The sequence below is a fragment of the Burkholderia sp. MSHR3999 genome, assembly GCF_000833595.1.
Classification (GTDB): Bacteria; Pseudomonadota; Gammaproteobacteria; order Burkholderiales; family Burkholderiaceae; genus Burkholderia; species Burkholderia ubonensis.
The window spans coordinates 1,240,914-1,266,615 of sequence record NZ_JRFO01000007.1 but is presented as its reverse complement, the minus strand read 5'-3'; the positions used below and the strand labels follow the sequence as shown (position 1 = coordinate 1,266,615).

General features: G+C 65.3%; 22 protein-coding genes and 2 pseudogenes. 8 read left to right on the top strand and 16 right to left on the bottom strand.

Features of this window, described 5'->3' with window-relative positions; genetic code table 11:
- Positions 1–15 precede the first annotated feature (15 nt).
- Positions 16–816: a helix-turn-helix transcriptional regulator gene (locus tag KY49_RS29140; RefSeq protein WP_042587823.1), complete on the top strand. Its 801-nt coding sequence runs from the start codon at positions 16–18 to the stop codon at positions 814–816.
- Here KY49_RS29140 and KY49_RS29135 read toward each other — a convergent pair.
- A complete protein-coding gene (locus KY49_RS29135) occupies positions 782–2,263 on the bottom strand; it encodes a cytochrome P450 (protein ID WP_082062504.1) in 1,482 nt (493 codons plus the stop codon). The two genes, KY49_RS29140 and KY49_RS29135, sit on opposite strands and share 35 nt — an antisense overlap.
- Positions 2,264–2,350: 87 nt before the next feature.
- On the opposite strand from KY49_RS29135, the gene KY49_RS29130 reads away from it, so the two are divergent.
- Complete coding sequence (locus KY49_RS29130; RefSeq protein WP_042587822.1) at positions 2,351–3,289, top strand: helix-turn-helix domain-containing protein; 939 nt, start codon at positions 2,351–2,353, stop codon at positions 3,287–3,289.
- 30 nt (positions 3,290–3,319) lie between these two features.
- On the opposite strand, the gene KY49_RS29125 is transcribed toward KY49_RS29130, so the two are convergent.
- The 3 genes from KY49_RS29125 to KY49_RS37815 are packed head-to-tail and all read right to left on the bottom strand — an operon-like array spanning position 3,320 to position 5,547.
- Complete coding sequence (locus KY49_RS29125; protein ID WP_042587821.1) at positions 3,320–4,651, bottom strand: carotenoid oxygenase family protein; 1,332 nt, start codon at positions 4,649–4,651, stop codon at positions 3,320–3,322.
- Positions 4,652–4,655: 4 nt separating this feature from the next.
- On the bottom strand, positions 4,656–5,285 hold the full coding sequence (locus tag KY49_RS29120) for a DUF2239 family protein (RefSeq protein WP_042588820.1): 630 nt from the start codon (positions 5,283–5,285) through the stop codon (positions 4,656–4,658).
- Positions 5,286–5,340: 55 nt separating this feature from the next.
- Positions 5,341–5,547 carry a hypothetical protein gene (locus KY49_RS37815; RefSeq protein WP_143134578.1) on the bottom strand — a complete coding sequence of 69 codons (207 nt, stop codon included), beginning with the start codon at positions 5,545–5,547 and terminating at the stop codon, positions 5,341–5,343.
- A gap of 4 nt (positions 5,548–5,551) precedes the next feature.
- Here KY49_RS37815 and KY49_RS29115 point away from each other — a divergent pair, with 4 nt between their 5' ends.
- The 3 genes and pseudogenes from KY49_RS29115 to KY49_RS29105 all read left to right on the top strand — a co-directional run.
- The gene (locus KY49_RS29115; RefSeq protein WP_042588819.1) at positions 5,552–6,451 is read left to right on the top strand and encodes a LysR substrate-binding domain-containing protein; all 900 of its coding nucleotides are present in this window, start codon (positions 5,552–5,554) and stop codon (positions 6,449–6,451) included.
- A 149-nt stretch (positions 6,452–6,600) separates the two neighbouring features.
- Positions 6,601–7,533, top strand: a complete 933-nt coding sequence (locus KY49_RS29110) for an AEC family transporter (RefSeq protein WP_042587820.1) — start codon at positions 6,601–6,603, stop codon at positions 7,531–7,533.
- Between the two features lie 55 nt (positions 7,534–7,588).
- A pseudogene (locus KY49_RS29105) lies at positions 7,589–7,771 on the top strand (EamA/RhaT family transporter); the annotation flags it as partial.
- 94 nt (positions 7,772–7,865) lie between these two features.
- Here the strand turns inward: KY49_RS29105 and KY49_RS39070 are convergent.
- Both KY49_RS39070 and KY49_RS29095 read right to left on the bottom strand, forming a co-directional pair.
- Complete coding sequence (locus KY49_RS39070) at positions 7,866–8,300, bottom strand: DUF4180 domain-containing protein (protein WP_269433349.1); 435 nt, start codon at positions 8,298–8,300, stop codon at positions 7,866–7,868.
- Positions 8,245–8,658, bottom strand: a complete 414-nt coding sequence (locus KY49_RS29095; RefSeq protein ID WP_010099907.1) for a helix-turn-helix domain-containing protein — start codon at positions 8,656–8,658, stop codon at positions 8,245–8,247. The genes KY49_RS39070 and KY49_RS29095 overlap by 56 nt, the downstream gene beginning before the upstream one ends.
- Positions 8,659–8,897: 239 nt before the next feature.
- On the opposite strand from KY49_RS29095, the gene KY49_RS29090 reads away from it, so the two are divergent.
- Complete coding sequence (locus KY49_RS29090) at positions 8,898–9,272, top strand: COG4315 family predicted lipoprotein (protein WP_042587817.1); 375 nt, start codon at positions 8,898–8,900, stop codon at positions 9,270–9,272.
- Between the two features lie 96 nt (positions 9,273–9,368).
- Here KY49_RS29090 and KY49_RS29085 read toward each other — a convergent pair whose 3' ends face one another.
- Both KY49_RS29085 and KY49_RS29080 read right to left on the bottom strand, forming a co-directional pair.
- Positions 9,369–10,886 carry a CoA-acylating methylmalonate-semialdehyde dehydrogenase gene (locus tag KY49_RS29085; protein ID WP_042587816.1) on the bottom strand — a complete coding sequence of 506 codons (1,518 nt, stop codon included), beginning with the start codon at positions 10,884–10,886 and terminating at the stop codon, positions 9,369–9,371.
- A gap of 53 nt (positions 10,887–10,939) precedes the next feature.
- The gene (locus KY49_RS29080; RefSeq protein WP_042587815.1) at positions 10,940–12,298 is read right to left on the bottom strand and encodes an aspartate aminotransferase family protein; all 1,359 of its coding nucleotides are present in this window, start codon (positions 12,296–12,298) and stop codon (positions 10,940–10,942) included.
- Positions 12,299–12,402: 104 nt separating this feature from the next.
- On the opposite strand from KY49_RS29080, the gene KY49_RS29075 reads away from it, so the two are divergent.
- On the top strand, positions 12,403–13,362 hold the full coding sequence (locus KY49_RS29075) for a LysR family transcriptional regulator (protein ID WP_042587814.1): 960 nt from the start codon (positions 12,403–12,405) through the stop codon (positions 13,360–13,362).
- Between the two features lie 45 nt (positions 13,363–13,407).
- Here KY49_RS29075 and KY49_RS29070 read toward each other — a convergent pair whose 3' ends face one another.
- The gene (locus KY49_RS29070) at positions 13,408–13,686 is read right to left on the bottom strand and encodes a PAAR domain-containing protein (protein WP_042587813.1); all 279 of its coding nucleotides are present in this window, start codon (positions 13,684–13,686) and stop codon (positions 13,408–13,410) included.
- Between the two features lie 53 nt (positions 13,687–13,739).
- Here KY49_RS29070 and KY49_RS29065 point away from each other — a divergent pair, with 53 nt between their 5' ends.
- The gene (locus KY49_RS29065) at positions 13,740–14,759 is read left to right on the top strand and encodes an IS110 family transposase (protein ID WP_042585031.1); all 1,020 of its coding nucleotides are present in this window, start codon (positions 13,740–13,742) and stop codon (positions 14,757–14,759) included.
- 113 nt (positions 14,760–14,872) lie between these two features.
- Here the strand turns inward: KY49_RS29065 and KY49_RS29060 are convergent, their stop codons facing one another.
- The 7 genes and pseudogenes from KY49_RS29060 to KY49_RS29045 all read right to left on the bottom strand — a co-directional run bounded on the left by KY49_RS29060 (position 14,873) and on the right by KY49_RS29045 (position 25,540).
- Positions 14,873–15,097 carry a hypothetical protein gene (locus KY49_RS29060; protein WP_042587812.1) on the bottom strand — a complete coding sequence of 75 codons (225 nt, stop codon included), beginning with the start codon at positions 15,095–15,097 and terminating at the stop codon, positions 14,873–14,875.
- 245 nt (positions 15,098–15,342) lie between these two features.
- Complete coding sequence (locus KY49_RS29055) at positions 15,343–15,927, bottom strand: hypothetical protein (protein ID WP_156162634.1); 585 nt, start codon at positions 15,925–15,927, stop codon at positions 15,343–15,345.
- Positions 15,928–16,684: 757 nt separating this feature from the next.
- Entirely contained in the window at positions 16,685–16,990 is a 306-nt protein-coding gene (locus KY49_RS37810) for a hypothetical protein (protein ID WP_156162633.1), read from the bottom strand.
- Positions 16,991–17,343: 353 nt separating this feature from the next.
- Positions 17,344–17,514 (bottom strand): annotated as a pseudogene (locus tag KY49_RS39370) (RHS repeat-associated core domain-containing protein); the annotation flags it as partial.
- Positions 17,515–17,541: 27 nt separating this feature from the next.
- Positions 17,542–17,802 (bottom strand): hypothetical protein, encoded by a 261-nt coding sequence (locus KY49_RS36415; RefSeq protein ID WP_197083614.1) that lies wholly within the window; start codon positions 17,800–17,802, stop codon positions 17,542–17,544.
- A 7-nt stretch (positions 17,803–17,809) separates the two neighbouring features.
- Positions 17,810–22,696: an RHS repeat-associated core domain-containing protein gene (locus KY49_RS29050; RefSeq protein WP_082062463.1), complete on the bottom strand. Its 4,887-nt coding sequence runs from the start codon at positions 22,694–22,696 to the stop codon at positions 17,810–17,812.
- Positions 22,697–22,744: 48 nt separating this feature from the next.
- Positions 22,745–25,540: a type VI secretion system Vgr family protein gene (locus KY49_RS29045; protein WP_082062462.1), complete on the bottom strand. Its 2,796-nt coding sequence runs from the start codon at positions 25,538–25,540 to the stop codon at positions 22,745–22,747.
- Positions 25,541–25,702: the final 162 nt, after the last annotated feature.

Sequence of the window (25,702 nt, the reverse complement as noted above, 5' to 3'; positions counted from 1 at the left end):
CCTTCCGGTGGTGGTATGGATCGTCTCTTTTCGGAAATCGCGATGCACCAGGCGCTCGGCCGCGCGATCGACCATCTCGGCCAGCCGCGCTTCTGGCGTTTCCTGGTGCTGCTGCTCAACGAGATGGCGCCGTTCGACAACGCGCTCGCGACCGCGATCGGCCGCGACGGCGTGCCGGTCGTGCTCGACGAATACGACACCGGCGGGACCGACAAGCCGTCGCCGGTGCCGCTTTACCTCAACGGGTTATATCTGCTCGATCCGTTTCTGCAGGCCGCGCACGACGGGCTTGGCGACGGGTGTTATCGGCTCGAGGAAGTGGCGCCCGACCTGTTCCGGCAGAGCGAGTATTTCCTGAGTTATTTCCGCGATGCGGTCGGGGAGGACGAGATCCAGATTCTGCTCAGGCCGCAGCCGGACCTGCTGCTGTCGTTGTCGCTTGGTGCGGCAAGCCGCTTCGACGTCGAGCCGCTCGGCAAGCTGACGGCCGCGATGCCGTGGGTGCTCGCGACGATCCGCCAGCACTGGAAGCTGGTCGGCGACGCCGCGCGCGCGACGCCCGACGGCGATCTCGGCGCGCGCGTCGAGCAGGCGCTCGCGCGCTTCGGCGCGGATCGCCTGACCGAGCGCGAAATGGCGATCGCGCGGATGGTGCTGCGCGGCAATTCGTCGAAGGCGATCGCCGAACGGCTCGCGATTTCGCCGGAAACCGTGAAGGTGCATCGACGGCATCTGTACGCGAAACTCGGGATTTCTTCGCAGCCGGAGCTGTTTTCGCGGTTTATTCAGGCGTTGGGGAAGCAGGACTCGCCGTGACGGAGCGATCGGCGGGGACCTTCACAGGATCGGGCGAGATCGCCGCGATCCCAAGCTGCAGCGGCCGGTCCGGCCGCAGCGTCACGTTCAGCACCGGCCGTGGCGCGGCCATCCCCGCCGGGACCGACAGCTCGAAGCGCTGCAGCAGCATCGCGGCAATGACGGTCATCTCCGTCGTCGCCAGATGCTGTCCGAGACAGACCCGCGGCCCCGTGCCGAAAGGCATGTACGCGCCGCGCGGCACGGCCGGCCCAGCCTCGTCGAAGCGCTCCGGCCGGAATGCGTGCGGCTCGGAGAACCATCTCGGATCGTCATGCATGAGCTGCAGCGGCAACATGAACAGCGTGCGCGCGGGCAACTGCCATCCGCCCAACGCGATCGGCCGCAACGCGCGACGGCTGATCAGGATCGGCGCCGCCGGATACAGGCGCAGCGTCTCTTCGAGCGTCTGCGTCAGATAGCGCAGCAACGGCCGCGTCTGCGCCGTCGGCGCGCGGCCGCCCAGCACGCGCTCCACTTCTTCCCGCGCGGCGGCCTGGGCCGCCGGATTCGATGCCATGCACCAGGCCCACCACGTCAGCGTCGCCGCCGTCGTTTCGTGTCCGGCCAGGAACGCCGTCATGCATTCGTCGTGCACCGCCCGCAACGGCCAGATGCGCGCGTTTGCCCGGTGCAGTCGCAACAGCCGCGACAGCAGGTCGTCGGGCCACGCGCTGTCCGGCACGTCGAGACGCGCGTGCAACTGGCGATCGATCAAGCCGTTCAGCACCGCCGACGCCCGTGCCTTGCGCCGCTTCCACGGCATCCAGTCCGGCGCGCTCCACGGCTGGTAGAACTCGGCATTGGCCGCCGCGCTCACCGTACGCACGGCCGCCTCGGCGTCACGCGCGTCGTCGCCGATGACGTCGGAGAACATCGTTCGCACGATCACGTCCATCGCCAGCGACGTCAGCGCGCTTTCGATCGGCCAGCGCGGATCGTGCGCGGGCCACTGCGCAAGCGCATGGCCGGCCGCCGCCGCGATCGTCGGGACGAAGCCCTGAACCGCCTTCGGCATGAAGCCCGGCTGCAACGCGTGCCGCTTGTCGCGCCATGCGCCGCCCTCGACGATCAGCACGCTGTGTCCGTGGACCTCGCCGAATACCCGAATGCCGCGCTCCCACCGCACCAGCGCGTCGTGATGCGTGACGAGCAGGTCGCGCACGAGCTGCGGGTCGGTGACCACGACCGCATGCTCGGGCCACATGCGCAGATGCACGACGTCGCCGTACGTCTGCCGCCATCCGGCCAGCGTGCCGATCAGGTCGCGCGACATCGCGCGCAGCAGCCCCCACCCCGTCAGGCCGGCGCGCGGCCCCGGCGGCCACACGCCGGGCGGATGAAGGACGGGCGCGGGCGACGGCGCGTCCGCGTGGAACGGGCATTGGTCAGGTGATGGCGTGTTCATGCGGCGCATTGTCCGCGCGCCCGGAGCGCCGGTCTTGAACGCAAACGACATCGACACGCGTGTCGCGCCTCCCTATACTGCCCGGTCATGTCCTCCAACCCGCTGCCGGCCTTGCCGCCGTGCCCCGATCCGTTCGCGCGCGCGCCCCGCGCGCTGAACGGCGGCCGGCCGCCTCACGGCCGGCTGTATCCCGCGCCACCGGCGTTGCACGGCGCGGTCGTCGCGATCATCTGCCGCGACACGCGCGGCTTCGCGCTGAGCGACGCGCAAATCCTGACCCACTTCGCGGCTTCGCCGTTCGTGTGCCTGTCCTGGTTTCGGGATCTCGGCGTGGGGCTCGTCGAACGCACGGCGGACGGCCCGCGCTGGCAGCCGTTCGGCGCCACCGTGATGCTTTCCGGCAGCCAGTCGCGGCCGCTGACGAGCTGGGCGCCGACGACCGGACGCGGCGGCATCGCGTGTTTCACCGCCGATGCCGCGCAAGCGCTGTTCGGCATCGCGCTGCCCGCGATCCACGACCGCTTTCTCGATGCGCGCGAACTGCTCGGCAGCGACTGGCGGCCGCTCTGCGATGCACTGTCCGGCGCCGATGACGATGCGGCCACGCTGGCCGCGCTGGAGCGGCATCTCGCGCCGCGCTGGCGCGCGCTTCAGGGCGAACGCTCAGGCCTGTCGTCGCTGCGCGACGCAGGCCGGCACTGGGTCGGACGCCTTGCGCGGCAGGCGCGCGAATGGCGGCGCACGCAAAGTCCGCGTCAGGTCGAGCGCCGCATCAAGTCCTGCAGCGGACGATCGCTGCGCGAGTGGCAGGCGCTCGTCAGGACCGAAGGCCTGTTCTTCGCGGCGCGGGAGCGGTACGAAGCGGGTCGGCCCTACGATTGGGCAACGCTCGCGCTAGACGAAGGATTCGCCGATCAGGCGCATTTGAGCCGCGCGTCCAAGCGCATCACCGGGTTCTCTCCGCGCGAGTTCGCGCAGCGCTTCGCCGACGACGAATCGTTCTGGCTGTATCGGCTGTGGGTCTGACGGGCGTGACCTGCGCGGCACGTCCGCGGGTCAGCGCTTGCGCGGCACCCACGCGCCGTGAAACCCCGCCGGCACGCGCCTCGGCAGATGGACGGTCGCCACCGGCCCGCGCTCGATGCAGCGCGCGTCGAGTATGACGAGGTCGCTGGTATCGGTCGCGCGACGGTACACCCATGCGAGCACCCAGCCGTCGTCTTCGGCGGACGATCCGGCACGGGACACGAACACCGGCTCGCTGTTCTGGTCGCCTTCGGGCACGTCGAAACGTGTGAGCACGCCTTGCTCGAGGTCGTAGCGGACGATGCCGCGAAGTTCGGCATTGGTCGGCTGTTCGGCCGCATAGAAGAATCGGTATGCGTCGCCCGTCCGGTCTTCGTTGATGCGCGGCATTTCGATGCCCGCTTCCCCGATCTGCGTCTCGGCGACCGTTCCTTTGTCGAGGTCGATCACGTAGCGCCACAGCACGCCCACCGGGTTGTCCTCGAACGCGCCGGAGTGCCGGCCGACCCGCAGGAACCACGGGTATCGCACCGCATCGAGCACGATCGTCGCATCGTCCCTGTCATACGCGTTCACGACGTGCTGGATGAAGCACGGCGCGATGCCGAACCAGCGCACCACGCCGCCGTGACGCGGGATCACGCCGAGACGCGCGCAGCGCTCGTCGTGCCAGCGCAGCGGCATCCGGTGCCCGCGCGACAGCATCGAGAAGTCGTAGCCGACGTTGAGGTCGAGCAGGATGCTGTGGGTCGCGGTGATCGCCATGTCGTGCATCATCGACGGCGCCGGCACGTCGATTTCGACGTCGACGGTCTGCCTGCCCTGCGCGTCATGGACGCTGTAACGCAGCCACGGCGCCTCCCAGTGCGCGCGGAACGACATCAGCTCGCCGGTGCGCGGATCGATTTTCGGATGCCCGGTCACGCCGCCCGCCAGCCCCGCATGCCGCGCTGGAACGTCGAACGCGTCGAGGTCGCCGTCGATCGCCAGCGGCATGCCGCCTTCGGCCAGCGCCAGCAGTTCCCCCGCGTGCCGCAGCACGTTCACGCTCGGATTGGTGTCCGGCAGCGACGCCGCCCGCTCCGGCGCGAACACGTCCGCCCAGCGCCGCGTGCGGGCCCAGCGGTTGCAGTAGCCGGTCGCATGGCCGGCTTCGAACGAAAGTGCATGCAGCATCGCGGATTCCGGCCACCACGACAGCACGTCGTTGCCGGCGAAGCGGCCGCTCAGCGGATTCGGGCCGTTGCGCAGCAAGGTCCCGTCGAGGTCGCGCGGGATGCGCCCGGTGACGCGGAGGTCATGAAGATCGACTTCGTCGGCGACCGGCGCCACCGCACCGCTATTCAGGTCGAACGTGGTCATGTCGTCAGGACTCCAGCGAATGATCGTCGGCCGCGCCCGGCGGGATCTTGCCGAGCACGAGTGCGAGCGCGTGATCGCGCACGTCGTCGGGCCACGCCGCGATCAGTTCTCCCATCCGGGCGTGATCGTTCGCGTAAAGCGCGCGGGTCGCCTCCTCGAAGCCCGCCAGATCCCCCCCGATCGCCGACATGAAGTGATAGGCCCGATCCTTCGCCGCGCGGCTGCGGTCTTCGGCCGCCCGTGCGCGCCGCGCTTCGTCGACGAGCTTGCGCAACGCGACCGACGCGCCGCCGGGTTGCGCGCCCAGCCAGTCCCAATGGCGCGGCAGCAGCGTGACCTCCCGCGCCACCACGCCGAGCTTCGGGCGGCCGCGGCCGCGCGGCTCGTCCGCGCGGGCCTGCGCATCCGCGGGCGCGGACGCGTCTTCACGCGACGGTTCGAAGCGCGCGCGGATTTCATCGTCCGAGCCGCGCATATCGATGTCGATCGAGCGGCCGGTCGTGTCGTCGAAGATCAGCACCGTGGCGGCGGAGCCCGCGTCGATCGCCCGTCTGACCGTGAGCGCGACCGTGGCAAGCGGACCTGTGGCGAGCCGCCGATAACCTTCGAAAGCGGTATACGAACCGGATTGCATGCTGCCCTTCCTTTCCATTGTGAAGTTGAAGGCCGAATTTATACCCGGGTATAAATCATCCGTCAATATTATCCGGGTATAAATTTGAGGCCGCGGCAGCGCGTCGGTTGCCCGATTGATGGCGCGCGGGCATGATGAGCCCGAGCCGGCACGCTGCCGCCCCTTTTTCCGTCGGGCGTTCGGCCGGCAGGCGGATCGATCGCAGCCCGATCCGTTTGGCGCGTCCGTCGGCGTCGATCGATCCGGCTGCCCACGTCAGCATGTCCATGTCCTTACGCGCATTCAGAACGCTGGTGGCGATCGCCCGCCATCGGACCTTCGCCCGGGCCGGCGAAGCCATCGGGCTCACGCAATCGGCCGTGAGCCTGCAGATCAAGACGCTCGAAAGCGAATTCAACGTCCAGTTGTTCGACCGCTCGCGCAGACAGCCCGCGCTGACCGAGGCGGGCCGCATCCTGGTCGCGCAAGCCGAGCAGATCCTCGCGATGGTCGACCGGATTCCCGACGCGCTCAGCGACGAAAAGAAGCTGGTCGGCCGCCTGCGGATCGGCGCGATCCAGACCGCGCTGGCCGGCCCGCTGCCCGACGCGCTGCTCGCGCTGCGTCACGCGCATCCGTCGCTGCGCGTGCATGTCTCCGCTGGGATGTCGGCGGAACTCGCGCAGCGCGTCGCCGCCGGCGAGCTCGATGCGGCGATCACCACGCACCCCGTCAAACCTCACCCGGCCGAACTGACCTGGACGCCGCTCTACGAGGATCGCTTCTGGCTGCTCGCCCCGCCGCACTGCACGGAGCGGGACGCGGGCGCGCTGCTCGAATCGCTGCCGTTCATCCGCTTCGATGCGCAGGCGTGGGCGGGCCGCATGATTGCCGCGGAGCTGCGCCGGCTCGGCGTGCGAGTGCGCGAGGAAATGGTCCTGGACAGCACGGAGACGATCGTCCGCATGGTCGCGCGAGGCCTGAGCGCCGCGATCGTCGCGCTCTCCGATTCGACGCTCGCGCGCCTGCCCGCGGTGACGCGGTTGCCGTTCGGCGAGCCGCAAATGGCGCGCGCCGTCGTGCTGCTCGAACATCAGTCGCGCCCGGCGGAGCGCTTCGCCCGCGCGCTGGCCGCGGAAGTCACCGCGTCGTCCATGAGAATTTCTCATTGGACGCACGATAATTAACAATTATTCCTGTTGCCTGCGCGTGTTAACTTGGCGACGTCGCCACTCGCTCGAACGCTCGTCGCCATGCCGCACGCCGGACGAATTCCCGTATTGCCCCATCGCCCGACCGCCGCGCCGATGTGCGTGATTCGCGCGCGAGCGCCTCGATGATCGGGGCCGTCCTGCTCGCACTCGCGCCGGTCGCGCTGCTGGTCGCGCTCGGCCACGGGCTCAAGCGCAGCGGCTTCGTGGGCGACGCGTTCTGGCCGTCGGCCGAACGCCTCTGCTATTACGTGCTGTTGCCCGCGCTGTTCGCGCACGGACTCGCGAGCGCCCGGCTGCAATCGCTCGCCGTGATGCCGCTCGCGCTCGCGCTGGTCGGCTCGACGGTGGCCGCGGCAGCGGTGCTGCTGCTGATCCGCCCGTTCGTGCGGGTGGACGGCGCCGGCTTCACGTCGGTATTCCAGGGAGCGGTGCGCTTCAACAACTATGTGGGCGCATCGCTGGCCGCGGGCCTCTTCGGCGCCCAGGGCATCGCGCTGGCCGCCGTGTGCGTCGCCGCGATCGTCCCGACCGTCAACCTGATGTGTGTGCTCGTGTTCGCGCGCTACGGATCGGCGCGACTGGGAATCGCCGCGCTCGTGCGCCAGATCGTGTCGAATCCGCTGGTGGTTGCCTGTGCAATCGGCATCGCAATGCAGGCAAGCGGCGCGACGTTCCCGCCCGCGATCGAGCCGGCCGTGCGCGCACTCGGCGCCGCGTCGATGCCGCTCGGGCTGCTGTGCGTGGGCGCGGCATTGACGTTCGACGCCGCGCGCGCGTGGATGCAGCCGGTCTGCGTCGCGTCGGCGTTCAAGTTCGTCGCGATGCCGCTGCTCACACTCGTCGCGGGGCGCGTGCTCGGGCTCGGCGACGCGGCCCTCACGGTGGCGCTGCTGTTCCAGGCGCTGCCGACGTCGTCGGCGTCGTACCTGATGGCGCGCCAGCTCGGCGGCGACGCGCCGCTGATGGCCGGCATCACCGCATTCCAGACGCTGTTCGCGACGATCGCGATGCCGGCCGTGCTGACGACGCTCGTTGCGGCGTCGGCGCTGCGCTGAATCCGTCGGCGCGATCCGTTGCCCTCACAACTTTCCGTCCCATCTCGTCGAAGACATGAACGCACCCGCCACGCCGGTCGCCGCAGCCAACGCGCGGTCGCCCATCGGGATCTACGTCAAGCTCACCCTGGTCGCGCTGTTCTGGGGCGGCACCTTCATCGCGGGCCGCGTGCTCGCCGCGTCGCTGCCCGCGACGACGGCCGCGACCGGACGATTCGCGATCGCGGCCCTGTTGCTGGCCGGCGGCGTGCTCGTGATCGCGGGCGTCATGCTGACGAATCGCATCGGTCGCTGATGCGCCGCGCGGGGTCATTGCCCACGCGGCGAACGCGTCATGCCCCGATTGCGAGCTTCTGTTCGAGCGCGGACACATGCGGGACGAACAGGATCGTGCGCCCGCGATTGCTTTCGTGGACGAACGCGCGCAGCGCCTGGCTGCGCGCCAGCCAAGCGTCGACGTCGCCGACGATCGCAAGGCCGATGCCGTAGTTCGTGAACTTCTGCGTGATGTTGCCGAGCAGGCGGGTTTCGAGCCGAAACAGGTCGTCGTGCATGGTCGCGACCGGCACGGCGACCCAGCCCGCTTCGTGCGACCATGCGTCCCCGATCAACGTGATCGCGTCCGCTTCGCTCGCGAGGACATCGCCGCTACTCCGTGTTCCGTTGACAGAATCGGGCCTCGCGCCCGCGTGGTTTCCGACGACCCGCCGCTCAACCGCGAAACGACTGCAGCAAGGTGTCCAGCGTCTGAAGCAGCGCGGCGGTATCGCCGAGCGACGCGATGACGACGACCCTGATCCGGCGTCGCTCCGGATCGAAGATCGTTTCGAGATGCACGGCGCTGTCGCGCGCCGTCGGGGTGTTCAGCACGGCCTGCAAGCTCCTTGCCACGTACTGGTGCAGCTCGGAGCGCGCGTCGGGCACGTCGACGACCGTGGTGACGCGAACGGGCTCCGGCTCGACCGCGTCCCCGGTAACGGCCGCGAGGTCCGCATGCCGGATCCGATAGGCCTTGCCGACGCGGCTCGCGTTCAGCTTCCCATCCCGTATGAAGCGAAGAATGGTCTTCGGATGAAGACGGAGTTTTTGCGCCGCTTCGTCGACTGTGTAAAAGACGTCCTGCACGCCAGTTGCCCTCTGAAATATTACCTATTGCCCCGCATTATAGTATTTTTATGGATCAATTGGGAATATTTGTCGCTGCGCGAGCTCACGTCCCTGCAAAAAACCGCCTATCGTGAATTAAGCGCCCCCGCGGCCCGCCGCGGGCTGCTGCGTCGAGGCTTGCCGCATCGCGATCCCGGACCGCCCAGCCGCCACGCGCGAGCGATCGCGACCGCCCACCGGACAACAAGGAGGCAATCATGATCAAGAAAGCCGCGCTTCTCGCCAGTTCCGCCCTGCTCGCCGTCGTATCGGCGTCGGCGTTGGCGCAGGGCGCCATCACGAGCGTCGAAAACGGCGCGCTCGTCGCCGCGAACGGGATGACTCTGTACAGCTTCGACAAGGACAAGCCCAACGCCAGCGCGTGCACGGGCCAGTGCGAAACGTTCTGGCCGCCGTACAAGGCGAGCACGAACGACGTGCCCGTCGGCCCGTATACGATCGTCAAGCGCGACGACGGCAGCCCGCAGTGGGCGTACAAGGGCAAGCCGCTGTATTTCTTCTCGAAGGACATGAAACAGGGCGAGCGCAACGGCGACAACTACAACAAGATGTGGCACGTCGTCACGCCGTAGGCTCGCACGGCGCAAAAAGGCCCGGCCGGAACGACTCCGGCCGGGCCTTCACGGGCTGCCCTGCACCGCCCGCCGCACCGGCAGGCGTCACGTGCGTCAGCGGCTCGACGGGAAGCTGAACACCGTCCCTTCGCGCACGCCGGCCGACGGCCAGCGCTGCGTGATCGTCTTGCGCTTCGTGTAGAACCGCACCGCGTCCGGACCGTACGCGTGCAGGTCGCCGAACAGCGAGCGCTTCCAGCCGCCGAACGAGTGATACGCGACCGGCACCGGCAGCGGCACGTTGATGCCGACCATGCCGATCTGGATGTTGTCGCTGAAGAAGCGCGCCGCTTCGCCGTCGCGCGTGAACAGGCACGTGCCGTTGCCGTATTCGTGCGCGTCGATCAGCGCCATCGCGTCGTCGAGCGACTTCACGCGCACGACGCCCAGCACCGGCCCGAAGATCTCGTGCTGATAGATCGGCATGCCGGGCTTCACGTCGTCGAACAGGCACGGGCCGAGGTAGTAGCCGCCGTCGTGGCCGTCGACCTTCACGCCGCGGCCGTCGACCACCAGCTTCGCGCCGGCTGCGACGCCGGCCTCGACGAAGCCCGTCACCTTCTCGAAATGCTGCCGTGTAACGAGCGGGCCCATGTCGATGCCTGCGCCGGTGCCCGGGCCGACCTTCATCTTCGCGATCTCGGCCTTCAGGCCCTCGACCACCTTGTCGCCCGTTTCGTCGCCGATCGCGACGACCAGCGGAATCGCCATGCAGCGCTCGCCGCACGAGCCGTACGCCGCGCCCATCAGCGCGTTGACCGCGTTGCCGATGTCCGCGTCCGGCATCACGACCGCGAAGTTCTTCGCGCCGCCGAGCGCCTGCACGCGCTTGCCGTGCGCGCAGCCGGTCGTATAGATGTACTCGGCGATCGGCGTCGAGCCGACGAAGCTCACGGCCTTCACGCGCGTGTCGGTCAGGATCGTGTCGACCGCTTCCTTGTCGCCGTTCACGACGTTCAGCACGCCCGGCGGCAGCCCGGCCTCGAGCGCCAGCTCGGCCATCCGCAGCGTGGACGACGGCGTGCGCTCCGACGGCTTCAGCACGAACGTGTTGCCGCACGCGACCGCCATCGGCCACATCCACAGCGGCACCATCACCGGGAAGTTGAACGGCGTGATGCCCGCCACGACGCCGAGCGCCTGGAATTCGCTCCACGAGTCGATCGCCGGGCCGACGTTCTTGCTGTGCTCGCCCTTCAGCAGCTCGGGCGCGTAGCTCGCGTACTCGACGTTCTCGATCCCGCGCTGCAGCTCGCCCATCGCGTCGGCGAGCACCTTGCCGTGCTCGGCCGTGATCAGCGCGCACAGCTCGTCCGCGTGCTCCTCGAGCAGCGTCTTGAAGCGGCTCATCACGCGCGCGCGCTTCAGCGGCGGCGTGTTGCGCCAGGCCGGGAACGCGGCTTGCGCGGACGCGATCGCGGCCTCGACCGTCAGCTTGTCGGCGAGCGCGACGCTCTTGTCCGATGCGCCCGTCGCCGGATCGAACACCGGCTGGACGCGGCTGCCGCCGTCGACGCGCTTGCCGTCGATCAGGTGGCCGAGGGTGGAGGTGACGTTGCTATCGTGTTTCATCGTTGAGACTCGTTCGTGAATTCGGTCGATCGTGGAGCGTGCCGCGGCGCGGCTCACGCCACTTCGTTCAGTGCGTCGGACAGCGCGTTGATCAGGTTGTCGATCTCGCGCTTCTCGGCGATGAACGGCGGCGCGAGCTGGATCGTGTCGCCGCCGTAGCGCACGTAGAAGCCCTTTGCCCAGCAGCGCATCGCGATCTCGTACGGACGGCGCGCCGGCTCGCCGGGCAGCGCCGCGATCGTCAGGCCCGCGGCGAGGCCGTAGTTGCGTATGTCCGCGATATGGCGCTGGCCCTTAAGCCCGTGCACCGCCGCCTCGAAATGCGGCGCGAGCGCGCGCACGCGGGCGACCGCGTCTTCCTTCACGAGCAGGTCGAGCGCCGCGACGCCCGCCGCGCACGCGACCGGGTGCGCCGAGTACGTGTAGCCGTGCGGGAACTCGAGCATGTACTCGGGCCCGCCCGCGGCCATGAACGTGTCGTAGATGTCCTTCTTCGCGATCACGGCGCCGAGCGGCTGCGCGCCGTTCGTCACCTGCTTCGCGATGTTCATGATGTCCGGCGTCACGCCGAACGCTTCCGCGCCCGTCATCGCGCCGGCGCGGCCGAAGCCCGTGATCACTTCGTCGAAGATCAGCAGGATGTCGTGCGCGGTGCAGATGTCGCGCAGGCGCTGCAGGTAGCCCTTCGGCGGCACGACCACGCCCGCCGAGCCCGAGAACGGCTCGACGATCACCGCCGCGATGTTCGACGCGTCGTGCAGCGCGATCAGGTCGAGCAGGCGGTCGGCGAGATCCGCGCCGTGCTCCGGCATCCCGCGCGAGAACTTGTTTTCCGGCAGCTGCGTGTGCGGCAGGAAGTCGGCGTCGATGCCCTGGCCGAACAGCTTGCGGTTCGGCCCGATGCCGCCGACCGAGATGCCCCCGAAGTTCACGCCGTGATAGCCCTTCTCGCGGCCGATCAGGCGCGTCTTCGTGCCCTTGCCCTTCGCGCGCCAGTACGCGCGGGCCAGCTTCAGCGACGTGTCGGCCGCTTCCGAGCCCGAGCCCGTGAAGAACACGTAGTCGAGGCCTGCCGGCGTCAGGTCCTTGATCCGGTTCGCCAGCTCGAACGATTTCGGATGGCCGAACTGGAATGCCGGCGCGTAGTCGAGCTGCGCCACCTGGCGGCTCACCGCGTCGGTGATCTCGGTGCGGCCGTGGCCGAGGCCCGTGCACCAGAGGCCCGACAGGCCGTCGAAGATCTTCCGGCCTTCGGCGTCCGTGTAATACGCGCCCTTGCCCGACACGATCATGCGCGGGTCGGACTTGAACTGGCGGTTGGCCGTGAACGGCATCCAGTGTGCGTCGAGCCACGCGGCATCGGTGCGCAGCGACGTGTCTTCCTGTTGCGTGGCGGTAATGGCGTCGGTCATGTCGGTCGGCGCGGCGCGCCCCTCCTTCTTGGTAGATGTTGCGCATTGTCGGGACGACAATTAGTCTTTTGAATATCGCAATATCAATGTTCACTTGCGCAATTATGCAAGCAAAGAAACCGAAGAGCCGCGCGCTGCTCGGGCAGCTCAGCGACATGGACCTGCGCCTCTTGCGGGTCTTCAAGGGCGTCGTGCAGTGCGGCGGGATGGCGGCCGCAGAGCTGGAGCTGAACATCGGCATCTCGACGATCAGCCGCCACGTGAAGGACCTCGAGACCCGCCTCGGCCTCGTGCTGTGCCGGCGCGGCCGCGCCGGCTTCACGCTGACGCCGGAGGGGCAGACGGTGTACGAGGAGACGCTGCGCCTGCTGGCGTCGATGGAGGCGTTCCGCAGCCGGGTCGACGGGATTCACGACCGGATGGGCGGCGAGTTGCATATCGCGGTGTTCGACAAGACCGCGACCAACCCGAACGCGCGCCTCGGCGACGCGATCCGGCAGTTCGCCGACGAGGCGCCGGATGTCGCGCTGAACCTGCACGTCGCGTCGATCAACGAGGTCGAGCGCGGGATCATCGACGGCAGTTACCAGGTCGGGATCATTCCGGCGCACCGCAGCTCCGGCAGCCTCGTCTATTCGGAGCTGTTCGACGAGCGGATGCTGCTCTACTGCGGCCGCCAGCATCCGCTGTTCGATGCGCCGCACGGGAAGCTGACGTGGACGACGATCCGTCATCATGCATTCGCGGGGCTCGGGTTCCATTCGCCGAACATGGAGCTGAGTCATCGAGCGAAGCTCACGCGCAGTGCGACCGCGTCGGACCAGGAGTCGATCGCGACGCTGATCCTGTCAGGGCGGTATCTCGGGTTTTTGCCGGATCATTATGCGGAGAGCTTCGAGAGCAAGGGGCTGATGCAGGCGATCGCGCCGCATCGGTTTTATTACACGTGCCGGTTCGTGAGTCTGCTCAGGCGCTCGCCGCGGCCATCGCGGGCGGCGTTGTTGTTTCAGAATTGTCTCGAGGCGGCGCATGCGCGTGGGCGGGAGGGGGCTGGCGGCGGGTAGGCGTTTCCGACCGGCGAGCAGATCGGCGCCAAGCGGCGCCCGTGCTTATTCAAGAGTCGCGTCGGTTCCGAATGCGATCAGCTGACAGCCGCACGCGCACCGATGACCGTGCAGGGCGATAGGTACGCCATTGTCGAGAATCATGTCCGATCCTTCAATGATCGGGTTCACGCCGTGCCCTTCGATCGGGCACGACACCAGATCGCCGCGACGCGCGGCTTTGCGCCCCATCACGTCCATCGTATCGGAGAATTGAAATGAACGCGTCCCACCCGAGGCAGTGAAAGCAGAGGAAGTGGGTGGATCCTCACGGGCCGACGGCATCGAAGTGCCCAGGTGGAAAATGCAAGCATTTCCCGGCAACCGGAGGATCCACGATGAACAGTATGGCCGTAGGCGTAGATATCGCCAAGCAGGTTTTCCAGGTGCATTACGTCGATCAGGAAAGCGGAGAGATCGTGAACAAGCCGATCAAGCGGGCAAAGTTTCTGGAGCACTTCGCCAACCGTGCGCGGTGCCTGATCGGAATGGAGGCGTGTGGTGGCGCGCACCACTGGGCCCGTCAATTGACGAAGCTGGGTCACGAGGTGAGGCTGATGCCGGCGCAGTTCGTGAAAGCGTTCAACATTCGCAACAAGAACGATGCGGCGGACGCGCGGGCGATTTGGCTGGCGGTGCAGCAGCCGGGCAAGCCGGTGGCGGTGAAGAGCGAGATGCAGCAGGCGATGTTGGCGCTGCACCGCATGCGTGAGCAGTTGGTGAAGTTCCGCACGATGCAGAGCAACGGACTGCGCGGTTTGCTGACGGAATACGGCGAGGTGATGAGCAAGGGCCGGGCGAAGCTGGACAAGGAAATACCGGCCGTGCTTGGCCGGATCACCGAGCGCTTGCCGGCGGCGCTGATCGAGACGTTGCGCGAGCAGTGGAACGGGTTGGCGAGGCTGGACGAGCAGATTGCCGAAATCGAGCGCCGGATGCGCGACTGGAAGAAGGAAGAGCGGGCCGTAAAGGCGATCAGCGAGATACCCGGCGTCGGGTTGCTCACGGCCACGGCGGCGGTGGCGATGATGGGCGATCCGAAAGCGTTCAGCTCGGGGCGAGAGTTCGCGGCATGGGCCGGATTAGTGCCCAAGCAGACCGGCTCGGGCGGCAAGGTGAACCTGCACGGAATCAGCAGGAGAGGCGACACATATTTGCGCACGCTGCTGATCCATGGTGCGCGAAGCGTGTTGACGCATGCGAAGGAGCCCGGCCCGTGGGTCGAGCAGATGAAGAAGCGGCGGCCGATGAATGTGGTGATCGTCGCGCTAGCGAACAAGATGGCGCGCACGATCTGGGCGGTACTGGCCCATGACCGGCCGTATCAGAAGGACTACTTGAGCGTGAAACCGGTCTGAACGGCTCAGGCGAGGTAGAAGACCAACGTTTAACACAGGGTGAACGTCGAAAGGTTGCGCAGCAATCGAGTGTGATGACAAGTCAGGTAGGACCGGGACTTGCTAAACCTGAATCACGTGACGAGCTTCGAGCTCGCCAGGAGAATGAGGGGCGAGTCAGCGGATTTCATAGAGGCCCGCAGCGGCAGGATCGGCTGCAACAAGGCCGGATATAGAGCTGCAGCCATCCTGTCTGTCTGAACATTCGAAAACTGTTGCAAACGGGACGCGTTCATATAGCCCGTGATGACGGAGCCGCCGTGGGTGGTCGGGTCGCCGATGCATGCAATTGAGGTCATGGGTTTGCTCCTGGAAAATTCACATTAGTAGGTTACGTCTCAGCGAGTGGCAGAGCACCGAATTTACCGACGTCCGAAAGCAACGGGAATATCCACATTGTTGCGAGAGCGACGCTTTCTTACTGAGGGTTTATCGATTTCCAGTCCGCTTCCGCAGACGCTTAAAGCTCGGCGCACAACCCATTCCCACTCTGTATTCGAGCGAGACTTGTCAACACATGTACCTGATGCCACTTCAAAGTCTGTCATTCCTGCTCTACGGCACAATACACGGACGTACGAAGATCAGAACTGCTTTTTGACGTGCTGAGGAATACCCTGAACGTTCCAATTTTCTCGTCCAAGCCTTGGTTGACATAGCCAGGGTTGTACTTGACCGAGCGCACATACGCAATCGAATCCCCTTGCGACGCATCATTGAAGCGACTCACAAAAGGCCCCGCGCGCTCGTAACCCGTCAGCGCCCGATCAAGTTTTTCCTTGACGTCTTCAATATTTCCCTTGACGTCAATCGCCAAGCTGGATCCGGCTGGATAAGCGTTTTTCAGCAACACGACCGACTCCACCGGGAAGCCCCATAGCGTCACTCCCGGCTTCACACCAAATATCACCTCTGCGCCGTCTGCGATAGCCTTCCCGGCCCCGACCAACTTGCGAAGCTGTTGCAACTTCGCAAGATCCGAGTTGCCATCAGGCTTATAGAATTTATTCGGCACGCTCGCAGTGCACAGTGTCTTGTCAGCCAACCAACTCAGCTCTTCCGATTGCGCAGCATTAGATACAAATAGCGCCACCAGACCAGAAATCAATGAAGCCTTTCTTGGTTTCATAAAAAAATCTCATAAATCAAACAACAATCAACGGTCAACCCAATCGCACCTTTACCAACAATGCACACGTCCATGCTCGACACAATAAATCCCACATCCAAGCCCCCGATCTTTTCTGGATTCACAACATTTTTTCAGAAACATGCGCACCCGCAAACATCAATTACCCGACACGAAGAATAAGATTTACTTGATCAAACAAGCCATTCAAAATCAAATCTATGAAAAGCCAACGCAATTTCCCCCTCGACTCAAATTTTCATATACAACCAACTTTGCACAAGTGAATTTTCCACCATTACCATCCGACGAAACAAACACTTGCTTGAGCGTTGATAAGATATCTTGCAGCCCCCTTGAGTTATCGAATATTGACAATGGAGATCTTTGCCGATGAATCACCCGACGCTGAGATCACAATACCGACGCCGGTTATAGTGCAGCCCAGTCTACCTGCCGCTACGATCGACCTTTCAACATTCGCAATCTCCTGCAGCGATGCACGTCGCATTCATCGTCGTAGTTGTAACGTTCGGCAAATGACACGTCGTTGAGCCTTGCGCAACAAGGCATCTCGAAATCGCACGACGGTTGGCCAGAGCAGATCAAATAGTGGGTCGTACGCACATCGAACTTGGCGTTTCATCTTCTCCGCCACACAGAATCGCCGGCCCCGTCGCCCGGACCAACGACGTGAATCTTCGCGGCTCGTACATGTATTGCGACGCCAAAGGTCGCTATCGCTGCCCTTCAATCGTTAGAGTGGTTCAATGGGGGTGTTGAATTTCATATCTTTTTTCGAACCTATCACATATTTATCCAACCTTAGCGCCTTGATTTCTTCAAGTGTCGCCGCTCGCCACTGCCACCCTTCATCCCAGCCAAACCATTTGGTGCAAGAGGCACTTTCTGCCACACATGCATCGGCTATATCAGTCGTACAGCTATCAAACTCCGATGAATACCCTATAAGGCGACCATCGGATAACGTAATCAAATGCAGTTCATCACCATGACCAAATCCGGCGTCATAAGCGGCAACCACGCAATATCTTCCTTCCATCAAATCCTCACCTAGGAAACGATGTGACTACTTTATTCGTACCACTAGGTCTAGTTACGATTCGAACGCTATCCAGTATTGGATTTCCTGCTACAGCCCCTGCCCCCCTGCAACCCTGCTTCCGAATAAGGAATGTCGTAAGCCAAGTTACCATTTGGGCCAACGGTTGGAGAAATTTTTTGGTGAACTGTTTTATCCCATGCTGCATTTGTTGTTGCAATCGGATCATCAGCAAAAACGCCGTGCGAGACTTTCCTATCAGGCATGCCCTCTCCATGTCGCATCACATGCTCAGGTGCGGTTTCTCCTGTTTTTGGATTGATCCTCGACCAATCCAAGCATCCACAAGCCGGAGGTGTTTTAGACGTCAGACCCAGCGGATCAATCCAGCCGGTCGGATTCGACGCGTACTGGAAGACGTTGATGCCACCCGCCAGCCCGATCGGATCCTTCGACACGTACCGTCCCGACGTCGGATCGTAGTTCCGATGCCGGTTGTAATGCAGCCACGTCTCATTGTCATGATGACTTGACCGCAAGCAACGCAGCTTCTACTTACGCATCAACATTTCCTTGAGTCTCCTAATCTCAGCAACCAGCAGTGGTATATCTTGTCTAGCATGCGCAATAAAATCTTGATCCGCGATGGTGGCGCCACTTAGTTCGATATCGTCACTGCGATCCCCTTCCGGACCAGTCATGATGAAATTTGAACCGCTTTCATGGTCTCTTCCTTCAACATAAGATACCCACGGTCCTGGCGTAGCCGCCTTACAGCGAGCCTCGATTTCATTCAGTATTTCATCGTTCATATTCCACCTACTTTCTTGCATTTGGATTGCGGACAGTCGGCGTCATGAGTGCCTCTGCGCGTTCCGCTGTTATTCCCGATAAGGTTGCATGATTCGGATTGTTTCTAGTTGGCGATGCAACCACATCACCACCTGCCGCCCTAACATTTCCGACCGTTGTAACACCGACCTTCCCATGCGGGATACCATCAGTCAGTTCGTCTAGTGACCTTCCCGTAGCACTGCTTACCGAGACTCCATCTAGTTTTCCGTCTGCGCCGACAGTGACACCAGATCCCTGACGAAACTTTTCGGCAGTACAACTACCGCCTCTACATACAATTGCCTCGTTAGGAAGACGGTCAGGGCAAGGGCATTTTTTCCTCGTCAATCCAAGTGGATCGATCCAGCCTACCGGATTCGGCGCGTACTGGAAGACGTTGATGCCGCCAGCAAGCCCGATCGGGTCTTTGCTAATGAACCGCCCGCAGTTCGGATCGTAGTACCTGTGCCGGTTGTAATGCAGCCCCGTCTCGTCATCATGGTACTGCCCCTGGAACCGGATCGGGTTCCCCGCTTCATGGCGTTCCGGCTGTGCCTGCCAGACCGTCTTCTCCGCGCCCCACGCCCGGTACCGACCCAGCCACACCACTTTCCCCGACTCGTCCAGCAACTCCTGCGGCGTCCCCAGATGATCGTTCTGATAAAACAGCGTCGCATGCCGCGTCTTCGCCGGCACCTGCACGAACCGGCCATCCGTCCCCGTCGCAATGAACGCCGCCTCCACCAGCGTCTCGTCCAGCCGTGCCAGCGGCACGAACGTGCCGGGTTCGTGCAGATAGAGCGACGCCCCTTGCCACTGATGCCGCTCGCTCAGCGTATGCATCCGCTGCGCCACCGGCAGCGCGTCCGCGTCGTCCGGATCCTCGCGCACGATCTGCACCGGGCGGAAGGTCAGTGGCTCACGTTCGCCCGGCTGCCGCGGCGGCAGGTGGAAGCGCTCCTCCATCAGCAGCACGTCGCCGTCCCACGTGAACACCGTCCGGTCGAGGCTGCCGTCCGGCCGGCCCGCCTCCTTCAGCGTGCGCCGCCCGAACGCGTCGTACTCGAAGCGCACCTGCAAGGCCGGCCGCACCGTGCCCGGAATGAACGCGGTGCCGTCCTGCGTCCGCTCGAGCCGGTCGATCTCGTTCGCCGCCGGCGGTTTCGCGTAGCGATCGGCCCGCGTCAGCCGGTTCGCCGCATCGTAGGCGTACAGCCACGTCGCGCCGCCCGGCTCGGTTTTGCGGATCAGGTTGCCGTGCGCGTCATGGTCGTAGCGGGTACAGTTCAATTCCTTCAGCACGTTGCCCATGCACTTCGGCAACGCCTTCTCCCACGCGGCCAGCTGGCCGGCTTCGTCTGCCATCCGCGTGCGCCGCGCGATCTGCTCGGGCGTCATCCGCTCGCCCGGATGCGCGTCCTGCCACGCCCGATCCTGCGCGATGATGCGCTGGTGCCGCCGGCTCATCTCCTCACGTGTTTCCTCGGTCGGGCGCGGCGTCATCTGCTCCGGGTCCACCGGATTGCCCGCCGGATCGAACGCAAAGACTTCCTTCAGATCGGGCGTCACCGCCTTCAGCAACCGCCCCACCGGGTCGTACGTGTAGTCCGTTGACCCGCGCGTGCGATCCTCGATGCGCGTCAGGTGGCCCGCCGCGTCGTATCGGTACTGCCGCGCGGCGATCCAGTCCGTCGGCGGCGCGTGCGCATCGCGGCGCACGATCATCCGCTGCAGCCGCCCGGCCGGGTCGTATTCGCGCTTCTGCTCGAAACTGCGGTGACGGCGGGTGATCTCGCGATGCAGCTTGTCGCGCTCGAAGTCGACCAGCGGCTGGCCGTCCAGCAACACCCCGTGCACGTGGCCCGAGCCGTAGCGCAGCCAGTCGATCGTGTGCGTATTCGGCAACTGCGTGCGGATCCGGTTGCCGAGCGCGTCGTATTCGTGCCGCGTCACCGCCGTGTAGGCGACGCCCGTGTCCGGGCAGTGGGTCTGCTCTTCGGCGATCAGGTTGTCGGCATCGTCGTAATGCAGCCGGACCTTGCTGCTGGTGCCCTGCGCGGTCGTCAGCCGGCCCCGCGCGTCGTAATAGAAGTGCTCGGCAACCCGGCCGCGGCCATCCGGTCCTTCGATCTCGCGCCGCGTGAGCCGCCCGAGCGGGTCGCGCGTGTAGGTCGTTTCCAGCTCGCCTTCGGTCGAGCCGGCCAGCCGGCCCGCCTCGTCCCACCGGTAGCGGGTCGTGCTGCCGTCGAAGTCCGTCTGCTCGATCAGTTGCCCCAGCGGGTCGTAGCGGAACCGGGCCTGCTCGTCGTTCTCGTTGGTCAGCGCGGTCAGCCGCCACTGCCGGTCGTACGCATACGTCAGCTGCCGTCCCGCCGCATCCTGGCGCCAGGTCGGCTGCCGACGCGTGTTGAACGCGTATTCCGTCACCTGGCCCGCGCCGTTCCGGTAGGTGCGCAGGTTGCCTTCGCCGTCCCACGTGAAGCGCTCCTCGACGTCGTCCGGATGCGTGACGCTGACGACCTGCCCCCGCGCGTCGCAGCGGTAGCGCGTCGCGTGGCCTTCGGCATCGGTGACGCGCGACAGGTGGCCGCGCTCGTCATAGCCGTAGCGCGTCGCGTGGCCGGAACAGTCGGTCGACTCGACGAGCCGGCCCGCGTTGTCGTGGCGGAAGCGCCTCACGCCGCCTGTCGGGTCGGTCAGCGACAGCAGGCGGCCGTTGCCGCTCCAGGTGTAGCGCGTGGTCCGGCCGGCAGCGTCCGTCGCCGACATCGGCCGGCCGAGCGGGTCGTAGTCGGTCTGCGTGACGCGGCCATCCGGCGCCGTGACCTGGATCGGCAAGCCGTCCGCGTTGTATTCGGTGCGTGTCGTGTTGCCGAGCGCGTCCGTTTCGGCAGTGAGGCGCCCCTGCGCGTCGTAGTCGAAGCGCTGCGTGTGGCCCAGGGCGTTTTGGGTGCCGACGAGACGGTGGTGGGCGTCCCACTCGAACGCGTCCGTCGAACCATCCGCATATTCGACCAGTACGATCCGGTTGTGATAGTCGTAGCGGTGAATCGTCGCGTGGCCGTGCGCATCGGTGACCTTCGTGTACCAGTGCTCGCGGTGGTACTCGAAACGCGTCTCGTCCTGCATGTGCTGCCCGTCGTCGCCGAGCCAGGTGCGCACGCACTGCGCGTCGGCCGGCGCGGGCACGCCGGCGCGCTGGCCCGGCCAGTCCCATTCCAGATTCGCGGCGTTGCCGTTGAAGTCCGTGTAGCGCGTGAGCAGGTGCTGCTGGTACGCATACGTGCGCCGGAATCCCAGCATGTCGACGTGGCTGGTCAGGTCGCCCGCCGCGTCGTAGGTGTAGCGGGCGAGCGCTTCCCGGGCGAGGCCCGGCACGCCGGCGCGGTAGATTGCCGCCACCCGTCCGTCGGCGTAGTCGAGGCGGATCGCGTTCTCCGCACCGTCGCTGAGCGTGGCGAGTTCGCCGGCTTCGTTGTACGAGAAGGTCAGGCCGAGGCCGTCGCGGCCCCGGCGGGAGACGAGGCGATAGCGCGCATGCGTCACCGTGCCGTGCCGTTCGTAATCCTCCCGACTGCCGTCGGGATAGGTCAGTTGAATGAGCCGGCTGTCCGGGCGCGTGACGGTGAACTGCTCGGTCGGCACCTCGGCTGATTCGCCCACGTTCACCGGCGGCAGCGGCACCGCCCGGTTGTCGGGATCGAAGAACGTCAGGAGGCCGTCCCGTTCTTCCAGCGACAGGTGATACGGGCTGCTCCAGCGTGCGCCGAGCGGACTCGCGTCGTACGCCGCGAGGCTCGACCGGTAGCGCCGTGTCCACACGATCGGCACGATCCCGTCGAGCACGAAGTCCGCCTGCTCGAGGTTCTCGTCGCCCATCGCGTAGTTGACCGGCTTCGCGCTCGCGGTGGGCGGGCACCCGCAGCCGTCCTTCGCCGGCAGCGGGCTCGGCTGCGCGCCCTTCTGCGTCGAATCGCGATGCGCGCCGCGCTTCTGGTGCGGCGCCCGCATCGTGCCCGGCGTGGCCTGCGCGACATGCGACGGCACCCTGCGCGCGCGCCGCGCCTTGATCTCCGCGGTGATCTGCGCGGCCATGAACAGCAGGCTGCCGGCCTGCGTCACGTCGCCGAACGCCGCGTCGAACATCGGCCCGGTGTTGCGGTCGAATTCGTCGAGCCACGCGACGATCGCGTCGCGCTGACCGGACAGCTTGAGCAGCTGATCGATCCCGTGCAGCGCGATGGCCTCGGTCGACGGCACCCAGGACAGGAATCCGCTGTTCTTTTGGATGCGTCCCATCTGCTCCGCGGCCGAGACCGGATTGACCACGAAGCGCCGCACCGTCTGCGACGCGTCGCGCACGCCCTTGACGATGTCGTTCTTCCATCGCTTCAGGTGCGCATCCAGATCGGCCATGAACGCGATCACGTCGCCGCCGGCCGTGGCCCAGAACAGCTCGACCAGCGCCGCCGCGCCCGCGCCTTTCGCGAACGCGAGCAACACCTCCTTGACGACCGCGCGGGCGGGGCGGGTCGCATTGCCGGCTGCGGGCACGACGCCGATCGCGTCGATCGCGAGGATGCTCCAGCTGAGGACCTTCTTCGCGCCGCCGGGCTCGCTGCAGATCCGGTAGATGTCGACGCCGACGTCGTAGAGCGACATCGCATTGCCGACGACCGGCAGCATGTACAGGCACTGGACGAAGATCTCGAGGCCGTGGTTCGTCACCGATTCGGCGCGGGCGGCGGTCACCTTCGGCGAGGTCGCGGGTGCGGGAACCGGGCTGACGATCACGCGCCGGGCTTCGGCGTTCTGCTGGAGGGCTTGGGGAATCGGGCGCTGCGGGGGGCGAAGGGTTTTAGTGCCGGCCATGGGTTTGTTCTTTGTCTGGAGGAGTCGGATGCGGGTGCGAAGCCCCGGTCAGTTCGACGCGAGGGTCTTGGTCAGGCTCTGGGCGAACACGGGCGTAGAAGTCGTCGCATGGCTGGCCATTGAGCCTACGGCCCGCTGTTCGAGCACGTCGAATCCAGCCTGACGGAGTGCCGCGACATCGCCCTTGGCAACACTTGCTGCAACGCTCGACACCGTCGCCTTGATCGCAGTTGCCGACTCCACAACCCGCGCAATCGGCGCGGCCATCGCCGGCCCAACAAGACTGGGAACGGCATCGCCAGCGTTGCCTGCAGCCCTGTCCAGCTGCGCCGCGCCATTCGGATCGCTCCACTTGCGCGCCCTGTCCTGCAGATCGTGGTCTTCCTCGAGATACTCGACCGTGCCGCCGCCTCGCGGCACGGTCGCCAGCGTGCCGCGCCCGCTGGCGTCCAGCCGGCCTTCGCGCCACGAGCCGTCCGGGAACGTCACGCGGTATGGCGCGTGCCCCACCGGCTCGCCGTTCGGGTACGCGTGCCAGAGTTGCATGCCGGTCTGTTCCTGCTTCGGCATCAGCGGCAACGCCTGCCGCTGGGTGCCGGACGGTTCGATGCGCAACGGCCCCTTCAGCCGGATATGGCCCGCGCTGCCGATCTCTACCTGACCGCCCGACAGCTTGATGTACGCGCCCCCGCACATCAGCGTCAGCGATTTGTTCGCGTTCAGCGTCACCGCGTCCGACGTGCTCGCAATCGTCACGCCCTTCAAGGCCGTCAGTTCCAGCGCATCCCCTTGCGCCTGAACGTCCACCTTGCCTGCTCCTGCGTATAGCTTCATGCCTTGCGCATTCGCATACATCGACACAGCATTGCCGGCCGCGACCGTGTAATTTCCGCCGACTGCCGCATCCGCATTGCCGCCGGTCGTCGTGAACAGATGTCCGCCGGTTGCCAGTTGCATGTGCTCGCCGCTCGTAATCGCCACCCCGTGCGGTGCGGAAACGAGCAGCACTGCCGCCTGCAGATCCTTGATCCTTGCTTCCAGCAACGCCTGTTGGGCTTCACAGGCGGCAACCGTCGCTTTGGCTGTCGCGACCGCGTCGGCCAGGCTCTTCATTCGCGATCGGGCAGCATCGAGTTGCTCCCGCGCAACCGTCATGTCGAACGCATGACCACCCGCGTTCGACTGAGCGTCGGCTGACAGGAACAGCCCCTTGCCTGCGCGCAACACGCCACGCTCGTCGGTGCGGACTTCGAATCCCTCGCCGCGCGTCGCTTTACGGCTGTCCACCAGATGACCGAGATTGACCTGCGTCTTCCCGCCGTAGTCAGTCGACAGCTTGATCCCCTCGCGCCCCTTGAAATCTTCGAAACGAAGCTTGTTGTTCGCCTGCGTGCGTATCACGTTGCGCGAATTGAAACCATCGCGGCCCGTCACAAGGTCGACGGCCTGGCTGTGGTGATGTGCGTGTGCGATATATGGCCGATTCGGATTCCCTCCGACGAATGCAACAGCCACCTCCGTATCGGCCAGCAACGGAAAATGAAACCCGGTCTGATTCCCGCCCGCGAACGGCTTGGCGAGCCGCAGCGGCACGCATTCGCCGCCTGCCGGCCAGTCGTCGAAGTCGAAATCGAAGCGCACCGTGTACAGGCCGGCGCTCGTCAGATTTGCGTATGGCGAAGCGTCCGGCGTCGTGATTCGCGCCGACAACGTGCCGGCGATCGTCGGATGGCGACGCTCGTCGAGTTTTAGGCGGAACGGTCGTCCTGACGGAATGGCCTCGAAAGTGTTGACATACGACGTATCACGGCCGCCCTGATGCCGCACCGATACGATCACGATCCCATGCGGCGCGTCGGCCTGCTTCTCGTCGAGTTTCACGACGAGTCCGGGCGCAAAATCCACTACGGAGCTCTTGCCGGAATACACGACCTGCCACGCGACGGCGGCCTCGTGGCGCAACTGCGCTTCGCGCCTGGCTTCGTCACCGTCCAGATGGTGCGAGCCGTATATGTAGCACTGGCCCCATGTCGTCGGATCGTCGCGCGCGATATTGGCTTCGGCCTTGAACCGATCGTAGGCCTTCTCCGGGTTGTAGTCGGCGACCTTGATCGTCTGCGGGATCGTTTCGCTATGCGATTCGAGCGCCAGCATGGCTTCGTGGCCGGTTTCGAGGCCGCTTGCTTCGCGGTATGGGATGGTGACGTTCGGCCGATACGTATAGGCATCGACGTCGTCGCCGAAATGCAGTTCGTCGCCGTGCTGTCCGGCGCGGAAGAAGCAGTACAAGCCCGTCTGCTCCATCAGCAGGTGAAGGTAATCCCAATCGGACATCCGGTACTGCATGCGGAATGCGAGACGTGGATAGGCGCGCCGCAGCTTGAACGAAAACTGATGGGAACGGAATTCGTGTCGTCTCAGAATCGATTCGATGATCTCCGGTACGGATTGCTGCTGATAGATGCGCGTTGCCTGAGCAAGGCGCAGACGCGCGACGAACGGCTCGACGACGATTCGGTACGACACGAAATCACGCGTCTTGCGTACCTGCCCGAACGCGGTGATGCAGCCGGCGAATTTGCGCGCCGCTCCAGCGGCCCCGCCCGTTCCCGGCGGTTCGATCGTGAAGGTGCCGGGGCGATTGAGGTAGTCGGTGCGCGCGAGCGCAACCGGACTCGTCAGCGTCACTTCGATCCGATAAGGCTCGCCAAGCCGCTCGTCGAGCGCGAACGACATGATCGACAGATCTTGCGCCCGCGGGGCGCCCGGCACTTCCAGGAAATACGACTGACGACCGGTTATCCACTGCGCCAGCGCGCCTTGTGCACCTCGTTCTCGGGCCATCGTGTTCTCTCTCAGCGTTATGCTTTTTTTCGGAAGCTGAAGGAATAGCGGTTAGCCACACATACGTCCAGCGAATGGAAATGGTTTGCAACAATGTTCGTGACAGAACGGCCGTCGCAACGCGACGACTCGATCGCAACGTTGGATGACTCAAAGCCATAA